This window comes from Agromyces sp. H17E-10, assembly GCF_022919715.1.
Classification (GTDB): Bacteria; Actinomycetota; Actinomycetes; order Actinomycetales; family Microbacteriaceae; genus Agromyces.
Map to the genome: position 1 here is coordinate 725,683 of NZ_CP095042.1, position 13,938 is coordinate 739,620.

Here is a 13,938-nt window from a genome sequence, read left to right on the forward strand (position 1 = left end):
CGCGTACGGATGCTCGGGCGCGATGTCTCGCGCCCGCGCCATCCGCTCGGTGGTCAGCGGCGTTCGAAATATCGGCTATCCTTGTTGAGGCCCTGCGGGGCCACCGGGGTGTGGCGCAGCTTGGTAGCGCGCTTCGTTCGGGACGAAGAGGTCGCAGGTTCAAATCCTGTCACCCCGACCATACGCAGAACCCCCTCCGAGATCGGAGGGGGTTCTGTCGTTCCCGATGTCGGTCTCGGTACGGGGCGCTGCGCACCGCTCGACGACCGGCCTCACGGCCGCCCGATCCCCCGCAGCTCCCATCCGGCCGCGCGCCACACTCGGGCGTCCAGCACGTTGCGTGCGTCGATGATGCGGCGGCCCGAGACGAGCCGGCCCGTGTCGACGGGGTCGAGGGCGCGGTACTCGCGCCATTCGGTGACGAGCACGACGAGGTCGGCACCGCGCAGCGCCTCGCGCGTCGACGAGACGTAGTCGAGCTGCGGGTGCCTGGCGCGCGCGTTCTCAATACCCTCGGGATCGGTCGCGACGACATCGGCGCCGAGCCCCTTGAGCTGTACGGCGACGTCGAGGGCGGGCGCGTCGCGCACGTCGTCGGACTCGGGCTTGAACGTCACCCCGAGCACGGCGACGCGGTTGCGGTGCACGCTTCCGCCGAGCGCATCGACGGCGAGGTCGACGACACGCTGCCGCTGGCGCAGGTTGATCGCATCGACCTCGCGCAGGAACGCGAGCGACTCGCCCCGGCCGAGCTCCTCGGCTCGGGCGGCGAACGCCCGGATGTCCTTCGGCAGGCACCCGCCGCCGAACCCGACGCCGGCGTTCAGGAACCGTCGCCCGATGCGGGCGTCGTGGCCGATCGCGTCGGCGAGTGCGACCACGTCGGCACCCGTGACGTCGGCGATCTCGGCCATCGCGTTGATGAAGCTGATCTTCGTCGCGAGGAACGCGTTGGCGGCGACCTTCACGAGTTCGGCGGTCGCGTAGTCGGTGACGATGCGCGGCGTGCCCGCCTCGATCGCGGCCCGGTAGACGTGATCGAGCACGGATGCCGCGTGGCCGTCGCCGCTCGGATCGGCGACGCCGTACACGAGCCGGTCGGGCTCGAGCGTGTCGCGCACCGCGAACCCCTCGCGCAGGAACTCGGGGTTCCAGGCGAGCTCGGCGTGGGGCGCGAGGCCCGAGAGGCGCTCGGCGAGGCGCTCCGCCGTGCCGACCGGCACCGTGCTCTTGCCGACGACGAGCGCACCGTCGGCGAGATGCGGGGCGAGCGACTCGAACGCCGCGTCCACGTAGCGCAGGTCGGCGGCATTCGAGCCGGCCGACTGCGGCGTGCCGACGGCGACGAAGTGCACCTCGGCGTCGGCTGCGTCGGCGACGTCGGTCGAGAAGCGCAGTCGCCCCGACGCGATCGCCGACGTCAGGATCTCGTGGAGGCCGGGCTCGAAGAACGGGGGGCGCCCGGCCGCGAGCTCTGCAATCTTCGCCGAGTCGACGTCGACGCCGACGACGTCGTGCCCGAGCTCGGCCATCGCGGCGGCGTGCACCGCTCCGAGGTAGCCGCAGCCGATCACCGAGATGCGCATGGCAGGTCCTTTCGAGCCGGGCTTCCATTCTCGCGGCTGCGCCCGCTCGCCGCGCGCAGCAGCCGTTCGAGCGGACCGCGGCCGAGCCACCGGCGCCAGCACCAGGCGAAGACCATGCTGCCGACGACGAGGCCGATCGTGAGCGCCCAGGAGTCATCGGTGAAGTACCCGTCCTCGACGCGCTTCGCCGCCGAGATCACGATCAGGTGCAGCGTGTAGATGCTCAGCGGCATCGCACCCATCGCGGTCACCGGCGACAGCACGGCGCCGGCGACGCGGCGGACGCCAGGGACCGCCAACGCGGTGAGCGTGACCATGCCGGCCACGATCACGAGGCCGACGCCGACGTTTCCGAGCGCAAGCGCGGAGGCCGACACGGCGTGCGCGAAGACGGGAGCCGTGGCATCCCCCTCGTCGGGCAGGAGCCGGGTGAGCGGCAGCATGACGACCGCGACGAGCGCCCCGGCGAGCGCATACGAGGCGACCACCCGGGGCCGGGCCGCACCGAGGCGCGCGAGGCCGAGCCCGATGAGCATGACCGGCACCCAGACGATGACCGGATAGGCGCCCGTGAGCACCCAGTCGACAAGCAGGCCGACCTCGCCGTCGCCGGCGGCGACGACCTGCGGGTCGTACTGCGCGGCCGCCGCGAGGCCTGGAGCGATCGCGAGCAGCACGCCGCCGAGCACGAGCGCGACCCGGGCCGGAAGGAACAGCAGCGGCAGCATGATGAGGAACGCCACCCCGTAGACGTCGAGGATGATGTAGACGAGCGGGTGCAGCGTGGCCGCGATCAGCAGTCCGAGGGCGATGAGGATGAGTGCGCGCACCGTGATCTGCCGGCGCAGCACGCCCCGTCGCTCCGCGATCGGCCGGGTACCGCCCGAGATGAACCCGAGCCCGAATCCCGCGGTGAGCGCGAACAGCAGGCGCGGTCGTTCATCGGCCATCGCGATGAGCTCGGCGACCTGAGGCGAGGAGACGGCAGGTGCGACGTGCGCGACGAACATGCCGATGAGTGCCAGCCCTCGCGCCGCGTCGATGCCGTCGACGCGGGCGGGAGCAGGAGCGCGAACACGGTCCCGCACCGCCGGCACGTCGGGCGTCGTGCTCACCGCACGACGACCGTCGGCGCCTCGAGGCGCGAGAGCACCCCGTGACTCACCGACCCGAGCAGGAAGCGTGCGATCGCTCCCCTGCCGTGGCTGCCGACGACGAGCAGCTCGGCGGAGGCTGCCGCCTCCGAGAGCGCCGTGACCGGATCGCCCGCCTCGATGCGTCGCTCGATCTCGAGTTCGGGGCGCTCGGCGACGATCGGGTCGAGTACGTCGTCCAGCACGGTGCGTGCCGCGTCGCTGAGGTCGTCGACGGCGACCATCGCCGGACCGTAGCCGTATTCGCCCCCGGCCATGAGCGCCATGTCCCACGCGTGCACCGCGACGAGCGGCACCCCGCGGCCTTCGGCCTCGTCGGCGGCGAAGGCGAGGGCACGACCGCCCGGCTCGGAGCCGTCGACGCCAACGACCACCCCTCGCCGGGCTGAGACGTCGATGTCGGGCACGACGGCGACGGGCGCCTCGCTCGCCGCCGCGATGCGCAGGCTGTGCACGCCGCGCCGGCTCGGCCGTTTGCCGCCGTGCCAGTCGCTGCCGACGACGAGGAGTCCCGCTCCGCGCGACCGGGCCGCGAACACGTCGACCGGGGAACCCTGCTCGAGATCGGTCTCGACCTCGAGTGCCGGGTCGACGTCGAGCGCGACGCCCGCCGCGTCGGCCAGCGATGCACGCGCGCGGTCGAGGGCGGCGAGCAGCAGCTCCGCATCTCCGGTGGCCTCCACGGCACTGTCGACGACGTGCACGAGCCGCAGCCGTGCCCGCTGCGCCGAGGCCCGTTCGGCGCCCCAGCGCACGGCCCGCAGGCCGGCCTGTCCGGCGGTGCTGACTCCGACGACGATCTCACTCATGCGGCGGCCCTCCCGCCTCCATCATCACGCGGATGCCGCGGCGGCACCACCCTCTCGGACGCCGTGCACCCGCGACGCGACATCGTGCGACACCGGGAACGCACGACCTCGGCCGCGGCATCCCGCTCAGTGACGACCGTTGAGCACCCCGCCCGACTCCTGCAGGTAGCAGACCCCGCAGAGCGACTCGTAGGCGACCTCGACCCCGTCGATCGCGACCTGGTCGCCATCGAAGATGTAGCGGCCGTCGATTCGGCGGCCGTTGAAGATGGCCTTGCGGCCGCACCGGCAGATCGTCTTCAGCTCTTCGAGCGAGTGCGACACCTCGAGCAGTCGCCGGCTGCCGGGAAAGGCGACCGTCTGGAAGTCGGTACGGATGCCGTACGCGAGCACCGGGATGCCGTCGATGAGGGCGATGCGCAGCAGGTCGTCGACCTGGTCGGACGACAGGAACTGCGCCTCGTCGACGAGCAGGCAGCTCACGTCGCGGCCGGCCTCCTCGATCACGCGGGTGCGATGCCCCTGGAACCGGTCGAGCACGGGCGCGTCGGGTTCGATCACGAAGTCGACCTCGCGCACGACGCCGAGCCGGGAGACGATGTCGCGGTCGCCCTTCGTGTCGATCGCGGGCTTCGCGAGCAGCACCCGATGGCCCCGCTCCTCGTAGTTGAACGCCGCCTGGAGCAACGCCGTGGACTTGCCGGAGTTCATCGCCCCATAGCGGAAGTACAGCTTCGCCATCTACTCGAGGAACCCGTCTTCCGCCGCCCGGCGGATCAGTTCCGCCTTGCGACTGGCCGGCTTGCCGACCTTCGCGTACTTCTCGCGCACCCGTCGCAGGTACGTCTTCGCCGTCTCGTAGCCGACGTCCATGCGCTGGCCGACCTCGAGCGTGCTGAGGCCCTGCGCGTAATAGCGCAGCGCCCGCTCCTCGGCCGGACTGAGGTGCACACCCGACATCGTCGTGGTGCCGCCGCTGGTGCCGACGGCGCCGATCGGCCGGGGATGCCGCGGCAGACGTTCTCCGCGCATCACGCGTCGCGCGTAGTCGACGAGGGTCTCGGCCGGCAGCGTCTTCGAGACGAAGCCCGCCGCCCCCGCGGCCATGCTGCGCTCGCGCGACTCCTCGTCGTCGAGGGCGGTGACGACGATGACCCGGGCGCCGGCGGCCCGGCACGCGCGAACGCGCGACTCGATCGACACGCTGTCGTTGTCGCCGAGCTGCAGGTCCATCAGCACGAGCTCGACGGGGAACGCTGGACTGCGCACGAGGTCCATCCACGAGGTGGCCGTGACGACGACCTCGAAATCGGGTGCGAGGTCGGCGAACCACCTGGCCAGGCTGTCGACGATCAGCCCGTGATCGTCGAGGATCGCGAGTCGATGGCGCGGCGTCGCTGCCGGTTCACTCGATGACATATCTCAGCTCCACACTGACATTCTCCCGCGTCGAGACCGATTCGGCACCCAACGCCACAGCGCGAGCCACGGCGACGAAACGATCGAGTTCACGCTTCGCGGGCGGACGCCCCGACGGATCGGCCACGATGCGGATCAGCCCGCCGCCCGGCTCGGGTGCGAACGACACGCCGACGCGCTCGGAACGACCGGTCTCGGCGAGCCAGGTGATGAGAGCGGTCAGTGCCGAGCGCTGGTCGTCGCCGAGCAGGTCGGCGGCGCCCGTGGGGTCGTCGACGAACGTCTCGACACCGCGGCTCACCCGCAGATTCGCGGCGAGGTCGTCGAGCCAGGTCGACTCGATACCGGCGCGCAGCGCCCGGCGCAGCTCCTCCGCGAGCTCGCGGGCGCGGTCGGCGTCGGCGACCGAGATGCGTTCGGCGGTCATCACGCCCGCGAGGAACGGCAGCACCTCACGACCGAGCACCGAGACCCGGCTCTGCTGCACCGACCGCGCGATGCCGGCGCGCAGCTCGGCGTCGCGCTGGAGCGCGGCCCGGTTCGCCTCGCGCTGCCACGCGAGCGTCTCGGCGATGATCGCGTAGGCGTAGCCCGCCGCGGCGGCTGTGAGGGCGATGACCGGAGCCGCGTTGATCGCGATGAGCGCCGCGACCGGGGCGTCGGCGAGCACGTACGCCGAGGCTCCGACCACGAGGATGGACAGCACGATCGAGGCGAGCACCCCGGCGAGCGCGAGCGAGAGCCAGGTGCAGAACGGCGCGACCGAGAGGATCAGCATGCCGATCACGACCGGACCGAAGTCGTCGTAGAGGTACTGGTTCGAGCCGACCGTGCTCATGTACTCGGCGATCGCCGCGCCGACCGCGAGCGTCACCACGAGCCACAGCCGCTCCGCGGTGAACGGCGCACGCGACGGGGCCGCGGAGATCGCGGCGACCACGCCCGCGGCGGCGACGAGCACGATCGATGCGATCGCGGCGGCGGGCGCGACGATCTCGGCTCGGTGCACCCAGGTGAGCGCGAGCGAGGTTCCGAACGAGAGCACGGCCCCGATGACGACGATCGGGGCGGCCGTGATGGCGCCGATCGGGTCGGCCTCCTGCTGGGTCAACCGCATCGGTTCACGCACCCCCTTCGGGGACCGTGAGCACGATCGTGGTGCCGATGCCCTTCGTGGACCACAGGCGGACCGTGCCCTCCTGCTGCTCGATCCGGGCACGGATCGAGGTGCGCAGCCCGATGCGGTCGTCGGGCACGGCCGACTCGTCGAAGCCGACGCCGCTGTCCATGACGGCGACGGTCACCTCGCCGCCGCCGAGGCCGAGCGCGAGCTCGGCCTCGCCGACGCCCGCGTGACGGGCCACGTTGATGAGGCACTGGGCGACCGCGGCGTCGAGCGCTTCGGCGCGCGCCGGCCCGAGCACGTGCATCACCCCGACATCACCCGTGACGCGCACCGTGAGCCCGGCGTGCTCGGCGGCGGTGAACGCCTGTGCGAGCGGCGGACCACCGTTCGACATCGGCAGCGGATCGGCCGCTCCCCTGGCCGGGCCCGCTCCGGCGGAGCCGTGGGCCGTCGAGCGTCGCGTGGCACCCCGCCGGCGGGCCCGGCCCGCGCTCGTCGCGAGCGTGTCGTCGACCGCGGCGGACTCGCCCGCGCCGGCGGCGGTCGTCGCGGCGGCGGTCGTCGCGACCGTGCTGCCGCGCGACGTCGATGGCGATTGTGCGCCCGAGCGTTGTGCGGGCGCGGTTCTCGTGGCGGGACCGGCGTGATCGATCGCCCAGTCGCGACCGACGATGAGGCCGAGATCCTGTCGGATCCCCGCACGCAGCCGCTCGTCGACGGCGCCCGACCCGGCGGCGGCGATCGCGATGAGGTGGCTGAGGGCGGTGTCGTGCAGTCGCGCCGTCGCTCGCAGCTCGTAGTCGTGTCGGATGGCGAGCTCGCGGGTCTGCTGGCTCGCCCGGTGCAGTCCCGTCTCCTGACGTGCGTCGGAGCGGCGGGAGACCCCGTCGAAGACCCGCACGACGAGGAGGATGCCGAACGCGGCGGCCGCCGCGGTGTTCGTCGCGTACACCCCGCCGGCGAGCGCGACCCCGAGGAACATCGCCGCCTCGCCCAGTGCGTAGCCGAGCGTCGCCCAGACGATCGCGATGAGCGAACCGCTGCCTGCACCGCCGACGAGCAGCAGGGCGATGCGCGGGAGCGCGAGCAGGGCGTTGTTCGTGGATTCGAACCCGCCCGGGCGCATGATGAGCACGGTGAGCGCGAGGACGACGCCCGTGCCGACGACGAGTGCGAGCACGGTCAGCGTGACCGTCGGGAATCGTGCGACCGCGGCGAGCGCGAGCACCATGACGCCCGACAATGCGGCGCCCGCCCATCCGCCCGACGCCCCGCCGATGGTCGCGACGATGATGCCGACGGCGATCGAGACGGCGAGGCAGGCGAACGCGGCGCAATGGCCCGCGAAGGCGAGTGCGCGGCTCAGGCTGTCGCGTGCGAGGTGCCCCGGCAACCCCAGGCTCATCGTGAACCTCCACCACTCGCGACGCCGGCCCGATCGGTCATGTGGATCGGGCTCAGCGAATTATCCCAGTTCTGCGCCGTTCCGCGCATCCGGGCCGCTTCATGATCGGCTTCGAGCAGTCGCTCGAAACCTCAGAACAGCATCCCGGGGTCGCTCGGCGCGGCGATGTCGAGCGGCAGCTCGGCGCCGGATCGCTGCTGCGCCGCACGTCGGCCGCCGCGCAGCGCGGTGGAGCGCACGCCACCCGTGACCGGGTCTTCGGTGCCGCGGGCGAGTCCGTGCGCCCTGATCAGCGGCTGCATGCGCTGACCGAGCCAGCGCCGGTACTCCTTCGGTGCGTAGGCGTTGCCGCCGTAGTACATCGACCGGTACTTCGGCACGAGCTCGGGGTGTTCGCGCTCGAGCCAGTGCATGAACCAGGGTTTCACCGCCCCGCGCAGGTGGAGTGCGGTGTACAGCACGCTCGTCGCGCCGGCCGCCTTGGCCTGTCGGAGCGCCTCGTCGAGGTGCGCCTTGGAGTCGGTGAGGTACGGCAGGATCGGCATGAGGAAGACCGCGCAGTCGAGGCCGGCGTCGCGCACCGCGGTCACCGTCGCGAGCCGTGCCTTGGTCGACGGCGTGCCCGGCTCGATCGACTGCTGCAGCTCGGGGTCGTAGATCGCGATCGACATCGCGAGGTCGACCGGCACGTGCTCGGCGGCCGCGGCGATCTTCGGCAGGTCGCGCCGCAGCAGCGTGCCCTTCGTCAGCACGCTGAACGGCGTGCCGCTCGCCGTGAGCTCGTCGACGATGCCGGGCATGAGCGCGTAACGCCCCTCTGCGCGCTGGTACGGGTCGGTGTTCGTGCCGAGCGCGACCGGTTCATGCCGCCACGACGGGCGCGCGAGCTCTTTGCGCAGCACCTCGGCGACGTTCACCTTGACGATGATCTGCCGGTCGAAGTCGTCGCCCGCGTCGAGGTCGAGATAGCTGTGGGTCGGTCGGGCGAAGCAGTTGTGGCTGACCACGCCGTTCGCGATGAAGTCGCCCGTAGACGTCGTGATGTCGAGCATGTCGAGGGTCGCGCCGAGCGGCTCGATCGCGACCACGCGGAGGTCGCCCAAGGTCTTCACAGTGGTGCCGGCGAACGCGAGCTTACGGCTGATCGCCGGCTGGCTGACGGCGAAGAACGCGTTGCGCGCGCTGAGCCCGCCCCGTACCCGAACGCTCGAGACACCGTTCTCCCGCTGCCCCTCGCGCACATAGTCGATGCGGAACCGGCTCAACGCCGCCTCGATCGCACAGAGGATCGTCTCGTCGGAGTTCGAAATACGGAGCGCCCCGCGTGAACACGAACCTTCCGCGTCGAAGATGCCGCCGAGATATCCGGCGTCCCACTCCTCGGTCGACTGTTTCGGCCACTCGACCAAGGCAGTGATCGCGTCGAAATCGCGGGCCCTCGACGTTCGGATCGCGGTCATCTCGCGACGGCGTGCTGTCGCGGCCGAGAACTGGAACGTGGACGTCGGAACGCCGAAGGATTCCAAGTACTGACGTGTTCTGTCCAACGCCTCCTCATCGGCAAGAGCCAGCCTGAAACGATGCGCGACGTACGAACCACCGGTCGAACGTGCATACGTGCGTCGAAGCATCATCGCGTCTCCGCGGATCATGCCGGTGAGATAGCCGCGACGATAATCTTCAGACGTCGAAGGCGGGAACGGCACTGCCCTTCCGCCACCGAACCCGACGAGCGAGTTGTTCGTCGTGAGATATGGACGCTGTGACGCACCCTGCATCGCGCCCGTCACGTGCTTCCAACCACGCTCGGTGAGGAATCGATGGTCCCCGCTGGCGATGATCTCCGTGCCGTCTGCGAGGCGAACGCGGTAGGCCGCCTTGCGTGACGACCATTTCGCCAGCACCTTCGCCTGAACATACGTGCGATACCGACCGATCGCCCTCGTGCCCATCACCTCGTCGCCGATCTGAATCTCGGCGAGCGACTTCGTACGTCCGTCGGCCATCGTGATCGCCGTAGACGGATCCAGGCAGTAGACACACGCGTGGCTGCAGCCCCGGTAGGGGTTGATGGTCCACCCGAAGGGCATCATCGACTGGCCGGGCACCCGGTTGAGTGCCGACTTCGCGAGCACCTCGTGGAAGGTCATGCCGGCGAACTCGGGCGTCTGCACCGAACGCACGAGGTTGTTGAGCCGGGCGAGGCCGGGCAGGGCGTCGACCTGGTCGACGCCCAGCTCCTGCCCGCTCCATCTCACTCCTCCATTCGAACATACATTCGAATCTGGTGCAAGCGCCCGGCATGGGGCGGACGCGGATGCCTCGGGGTCGCGCCGACCCCGAGGCATCCCGGGTCAGGTCGCCGCAGTTGCCGGAACCGCCGCACCCGAGTGGAGCTCGAGATGCTCCCCCGCCCATCGCCGGCGCAGCCAGCGGTCGTGACTGGCGATGACGACGGCGCCGGGATAGCCGCCGAGCGCCTCCTCGAGGTCGGTCGCGAGCGCGAGCGACAGGTGGTTCGTCGGCTCGTCGAGCAGGAACACGTGCGGCGGCCGGGCGATCACGAGCGCGAGCGCGAGCCGGCGCTGCTGCCCGACCGAGAGCGCCCCCACCGGTCGGTCGAGGTCCCGCAGCGCGATCAGCCCCAGGCCCGAGAGCGGCACCTGCTCGGCGCGTCGCTCGCCGAGCACCCGCGCGTACAGCTCCCGCGGCGTCGCACCGGGGTCGGCGAACCGCACGTCCTGCTCGAGCAGCTGCACGCGCAGACCCTTGCGTCGCCGCAGCGTGCCGCGGTCGGGCTCGAGCTCGCCCGCGAGCACACCGAGCAGCGTCGACTTGCCCGCACCGTTCGCGCCCGTGACGAGGAGCCGGGCGAGCGGGGCGAGGTTCAGCTCGTCGATGCGCAGCCGACCCTCGACGACGACGTCGCCGAGCTGCAGGAGCGAACCCGCCTCCTCCTCGAGCGCGTGCGAACCCGTCGGGATGCCCGCGAACGCCAGCGGCGTCGGCGGTTTCGGCAGCTGCTCGCGCTCGAGGACCTCGAGCCGCTGCTCGGCGTTGCGCACCCGGCGCGACACGGTGCGGGCGACGTTCTCGCCCTTGAAGTGCCGGATGAACTTGTCGTTGTCGGTCGCGGCCCGACCGTAGGCCACGTTGCGCGCCGTCTCGGCGACCGCCGCGCGGAGACGCTTCAGCTCCTCCTGCTCGTCGTCGTACTGATGCTGCCAGCGGGTGCGCTCGTCGGCCTTGACCGCGAGGAACTCGCTGAACCCGCCGCCGAACACCGTGCCGCCCGACGCGCTGAGGACGTCGCCGCGGTTCACGTTGCGACGGCCCGCGCCGTCCCGTCCGTTGCCGCCGGCGGCCGCGTGCGCCGCCGCGATGGCCCCCTGCCGCCCCGGGTCGAGGTCGATGAGTCCGGTCGCCACACGGTCGAGGAACGCCCGGTCGTGGCTCGCGAAGAGCACCGGCCCGCCCCAGGCGCGCAGTCGCGACTCGAGGAAGTCGGCCGCGTCGTCGTCGAGGTGGTTCGTCGGTTCGTCGAGGAGCAATGCCTCGGGCGACGAGAGCAGGAGCGCGGCCAGGGCGAACCGCGACCGCTGCCCGCCGGAGAGCTCGTCGATGCGACGGTCGAGGCCGAGGCCAGCGACCCCGAGCCCCTCGAGCAGTTCGTCGCGGCGAGCCTCGGCCGTCCAGACCTCGGCACGCTCGGCGGCGTCGAGCGCCGCCGCGTACCGCGACGAGGCGGCCTCGCCGTCGGCGTCGACCTCACCGCCGAGCGCCTCGGCGGCGGCGTCGAGCTCGCGCTCGATCGCCCGCACCTCGGCGAGTGCGGCCTCGAGCACGAGACCCACCCGCTCGTCGGGCGCGAACGGCACCTCCTGCTCGAGGAGCCGCGTGCGGCGCGGCCTCGTCACCCGGCCCGCGACGGATGCCGCGTCGGGGAGACCCGCGGATGCGGCATCCGTGTCGGTGGAGAGGAGGCGCAGGAGCGTGGACTTGCCAGCTCCGTTCTCGCCGATGAGGCCGACCCGCTGTCCCGGTGCGACCGTGAAGCCGAGGTCGGAGAAGATGCGTCGGTCGGGGAAGGAGACCGACAGTCCGTCGGCCCGGAGATGATTCGAGAAGGAAAGCTGTACCGGCATATGGGACCGCCATTCGCGGAAGGCCCCGAACGGTCGCCGGTCGTCGTGAAGCGCGAGCGCGACGACCGTTCGGAGGCGAAGAGGATTCCCGCCGGGCGTTGCCGTGATGGGTGCGCCGGTCGCGTCGATCGGCACGGCGCCGCGCCGATCAGCTGGAGTTCGTCAACTCCGCGAGCACACCCGACGTCAACGGCGCCTCAGGCGCGGGACGATGGGTCGTACTCACTTCATAGTGTTGACGACCGTAGCAGACGATCGCGCGGGCGCGCAAGCAGCCGAGGCTCAGGCGGTGAGCCCCAGCACGTCGGCCGTCGCCTTCAGCGACGCCTCGGCGGCGACCGGGTCGTCGGAGAGCGTCGTGCCGTAGCTCGGGATCATCTCGCGCAGCTTGGGCTCCCACTCGGCCATGCGGTCGGGGAAGCAGCGGCCGAGCAGGTCGAGCATGATCGGCGCGGCCGTCGAGGCGCCGGGCGACGCACCGAGCAGGCCCGCGATCGTGCCGTCGGCCCCCGTGATGACCTCGGTGCCGAACTGCAGCACGCCGCCCTTCTGCGGGTCCTTCTTCATGACCTGCACGCGCTGGCCGGCCGTGATGAGCTCCCAGTCGCCGGTCTTCGCCGTGGGCATGAACTCGCGAAGCGCCTTCATCTTCTTCTCGCGGTTCGCCATGAGCTCGCCGACGAGGTACTTCACGAGGTCGAAGTTCTTGAGACCGACCTGGATCATCGGCCAGAGGTTGTGCAGGCGGACCGAGAACGGCAGGTCGAACCACGTGCTCGTCTTCAGGAACTTGGGCGTGAAGCCGGCGTACGGGCCGAACAACAGCGCGGTCTCGCCGTCGACGACGCGGGTGTCGAGGTGCGGCACCGACATGGGCGGCGCGCCGACCGCCGCCTTGCCGTACACCTTCGCCTGGTGCTGGGCGACGATCTTCGGGTCGGTCGTGCGGAGGAACTGGCCCGAGATCGGGAAGCCGCCGAAGCCCTTGATCTCGGGGATGCCGGAGTGCTGGAGCAGCGCGAGCGCACCGCCGCCGGCCCCGACGAACACGAAGCGCGCGCGCACCATCTTCGGGGTGTTGCCGACCGTGTGCCGCAGCCGCAGCTTCCACGTTCCGTCCTTCTGGCGCTTGAGCCAGGTGACCTGGTGGTTCGTCTGGATCGACGCACCCCGCGAGGACATGTCCTCCATGAGGTACTTCGTGAGCGCGCCGAAGTCGACGTCGGTGCCCGCCTCGATGCGGGTCGCGGCCACGCGGGCCTTCGGGTTGCGCTTCTTCGCGAGCAGCGGCGTCCACTCGGCGATGCGCTCGAGGTCTTCGGTGTACTCGAGGTCGGGGAAGAGCGGCTGGTCTTTCAGGGCGGCGACGCGCTTGCGCAGGTATTCGATGTTCGCCGAGCCGCGCACGAAGGTCATGTGCGGCGTCGAGTTGATGAAGTTGTGCGGCTCGGGCAGCGCGCCCTGGGCGACGAGGTAGGCCCAGTACTGGCGGCTGATCTGGAACTGCTCGTTGATCGAGACGGCCTTCGCGGCGCTCACGGTGCCGTCGGGATTCTCGGGCATGTAGTTGAGCTCGCAGAGGGCGGCGTGACCCGTGCCCGCGTTGTTCCACGCGTTCGACGACTCCTGTGCGACCTCGCCGAGGCGTTCGTAGAGGCGGATCGTCCAATCGGGCTGGAGCTGGGAGATCAGGGAGCCGAGCGTGGCGCTCATGATGCCCCCGCCGATCAGCACGACGTCGACGGTTTCCTCTGAATTCACGGATTCCAGTCTAGATGGGCGCAGAGGGTGCCCTTGACCGGGGTACTCTTCGCGTCACTCAGTCGAGCTGCGGCAACCCTCGCTCGTCGAGCGGCCAGCCCGGGTTGTGCGCCAGCTCCCACAGGTTGCCGTCGGGATCGGCGACGTACCCGCTGTACCCGCCCCACTCGGTCGCGGCGGGGGCCTTCGAGATCGAACCGCCGGCGAGCACCCAGTCGCCGACCGCGTCGTCGACCTCGTCGCGCGAGCCGAGATTGATGGCGAGCGCGACCGCACGAAATGCCGGTGCGTTCGCGTGGAACGTGGGCAGTGCCGCGTCTTTCGCGAGTTCGGCCGTCTGCCAGAGCGCGACCACGCCGCCGGGTGTCGCGAAGAACGCTACCTCGCCCGGCACCGACGAGCGGGCCTCGTGCCAGCCGAGCCGATGATAGAAGGCGGTCGCCGCCTCGACATCGGCGACGCCGAGCGTGACGAGCGAGAAGCGCTGCGGGATGCTCATGCGCCGAGCGTACGCCCGACCGCCGACGGCGTCA

The 13,938-nt window shown here is 71.1% G+C and carries 11 protein-coding genes and 1 tRNA gene; 1 reads left to right on the plus strand and 11 read right to left on the minus strand.

Going from position 1 to position 13,938, the window contains the following annotated elements; translation table 11 throughout:
* The first annotated feature begins 104 nt into the window (after window positions 1-104).
* Window positions 105-181 (plus strand) — tRNA-Pro (locus MUN74_RS03290).
* Between the two features lie 91 nt (window positions 182-272).
* Here MUN74_RS03290 and MUN74_RS03295 read toward each other — a convergent pair.
* From MUN74_RS03295 to MUN74_RS03345, 11 genes are all read right to left on the minus strand, one after another.
* A complete protein-coding gene (locus MUN74_RS03295; protein WP_244854993.1) occupies window positions 273-1,586 on the minus strand; it encodes a UDP-glucose dehydrogenase family protein in 1,314 nt (437 codons plus the stop codon).
* Window positions 1,571-2,701 carry a heparan-alpha-glucosaminide N-acetyltransferase domain-containing protein gene (locus MUN74_RS03300; protein ID WP_244854994.1) on the minus strand — a complete coding sequence of 377 codons (1,131 nt, stop codon included), beginning with the start codon at window positions 2,699-2,701 and terminating at the stop codon, window positions 1,571-1,573. The genes MUN74_RS03295 and MUN74_RS03300 overlap by 16 nt, the downstream gene beginning before the upstream one ends.
* A complete protein-coding gene (locus MUN74_RS03305) occupies window positions 2,698-3,549 on the minus strand; it encodes a universal stress protein (protein ID WP_244854995.1) in 852 nt (283 codons plus the stop codon). Before MUN74_RS03305 ends, MUN74_RS03300 begins: the two co-directional genes overlap by 4 nt.
* A 126-nt stretch (window positions 3,550-3,675) precedes the next feature.
* Window positions 3,676-4,290, minus strand: a complete 615-nt coding sequence (locus MUN74_RS03310) for a thymidine kinase (protein WP_244854996.1) — start codon at window positions 4,288-4,290, stop codon at window positions 3,676-3,678.
* On the minus strand, window positions 4,291-4,968 hold the full coding sequence (locus MUN74_RS03315; RefSeq protein WP_244854997.1) for a response regulator transcription factor: 678 nt from the start codon (window positions 4,966-4,968) through the stop codon (window positions 4,291-4,293).
* Complete coding sequence (locus tag MUN74_RS03320; RefSeq protein ID WP_244854998.1) at window positions 4,955-6,085, minus strand: hypothetical protein; 1,131 nt, start codon at window positions 6,083-6,085, stop codon at window positions 4,955-4,957. Before MUN74_RS03320 ends, MUN74_RS03315 begins: the two co-directional genes overlap by 14 nt.
* 4 nt (window positions 6,086-6,089) lie before the next feature.
* Window positions 6,090-7,499 (minus strand): sensor histidine kinase, encoded by a 1,410-nt coding sequence (locus tag MUN74_RS03325; RefSeq protein WP_244854999.1) that lies wholly within the window; start codon window positions 7,497-7,499, stop codon window positions 6,090-6,092.
* A gap of 131 nt (window positions 7,500-7,630) precedes the next feature.
* Window positions 7,631-9,757 carry an intein-containing Rv2578c family radical SAM protein gene (locus tag MUN74_RS03330; protein ID WP_244855000.1) on the minus strand — a complete coding sequence of 709 codons (2,127 nt, stop codon included), beginning with the start codon at window positions 9,755-9,757 and terminating at the stop codon, window positions 7,631-7,633.
* A 96-nt stretch (window positions 9,758-9,853) separates the two neighbouring features.
* On the minus strand, window positions 9,854-11,644 hold the full coding sequence (locus MUN74_RS03335) for an ABC-F family ATP-binding cassette domain-containing protein (RefSeq protein ID WP_244855001.1): 1,791 nt from the start codon (window positions 11,642-11,644) through the stop codon (window positions 9,854-9,856).
* Window positions 11,645-11,926: 282 nt separating this feature from the next.
* Window positions 11,927-13,357: a malate:quinone oxidoreductase gene (locus tag MUN74_RS03340; protein WP_244856337.1), complete on the minus strand. Its 1,431-nt coding sequence runs from the start codon at window positions 13,355-13,357 to the stop codon at window positions 11,927-11,929.
* A gap of 106 nt (window positions 13,358-13,463) precedes the next feature.
* Complete coding sequence (locus tag MUN74_RS03345) at window positions 13,464-13,904, minus strand: VOC family protein (RefSeq protein WP_244855002.1); 441 nt, start codon at window positions 13,902-13,904, stop codon at window positions 13,464-13,466.
* Between the last annotated feature and the right edge of the window lie 34 nt (window positions 13,905-13,938).

What these genes read in the sequence shown, in the direction of transcription:
- MUN74_RS03295 (WP_244854993.1), bottom strand. Translation starts at nt 1,586, where the DNA reads ATGCGCATCTCGGTGATCGGCTGCGGCTACCTCGGAGCGGTGCACGCC.
- MUN74_RS03305 (WP_244854995.1), bottom strand. Translation starts at nt 3,549, where the DNA reads ATGAGTGAGATCGTCGTCGGAGTCAGCACCGCCGGACAGGCCGGCCTG.
- MUN74_RS03310 (WP_244854996.1), bottom strand. Translation starts at nt 4,290, where the DNA reads ATGGCGAAGCTGTACTTCCGCTATGGGGCGATGAACTCCGGCAAGTCC.
- MUN74_RS03315 (WP_244854997.1), bottom strand. Translation starts at nt 4,968, where the DNA reads ATGTCATCGAGTGAACCGGCAGCGACGCCGCGCCATCGACTCGCGATC.
- MUN74_RS03320 (WP_244854998.1), bottom strand. Translation starts at nt 6,085, where the DNA reads ATGCGGTTGACCCAGCAGGAGGCCGACCCGATCGGCGCCATCACGGCC.
- MUN74_RS03325 (WP_244854999.1), bottom strand. Translation starts at nt 7,499, where the DNA reads ATGAGCCTGGGGTTGCCGGGGCACCTCGCACGCGACAGCCTGAGCCGC.
- MUN74_RS03335 (WP_244855001.1), bottom strand. Translation starts at nt 11,644, where the DNA reads ATGCCGGTACAGCTTTCCTTCTCGAATCATCTCCGGGCCGACGGACTG.
- MUN74_RS03340 (WP_244856337.1), bottom strand. Translation starts at nt 13,357, where the DNA reads ATGAGCGCCACGCTCGGCTCCCTGATCTCCCAGCTCCAGCCCGATTGG.
- MUN74_RS03345 (WP_244855002.1), bottom strand. Translation starts at nt 13,904, where the DNA reads ATGAGCATCCCGCAGCGCTTCTCGCTCGTCACGCTCGGCGTCGCCGAT.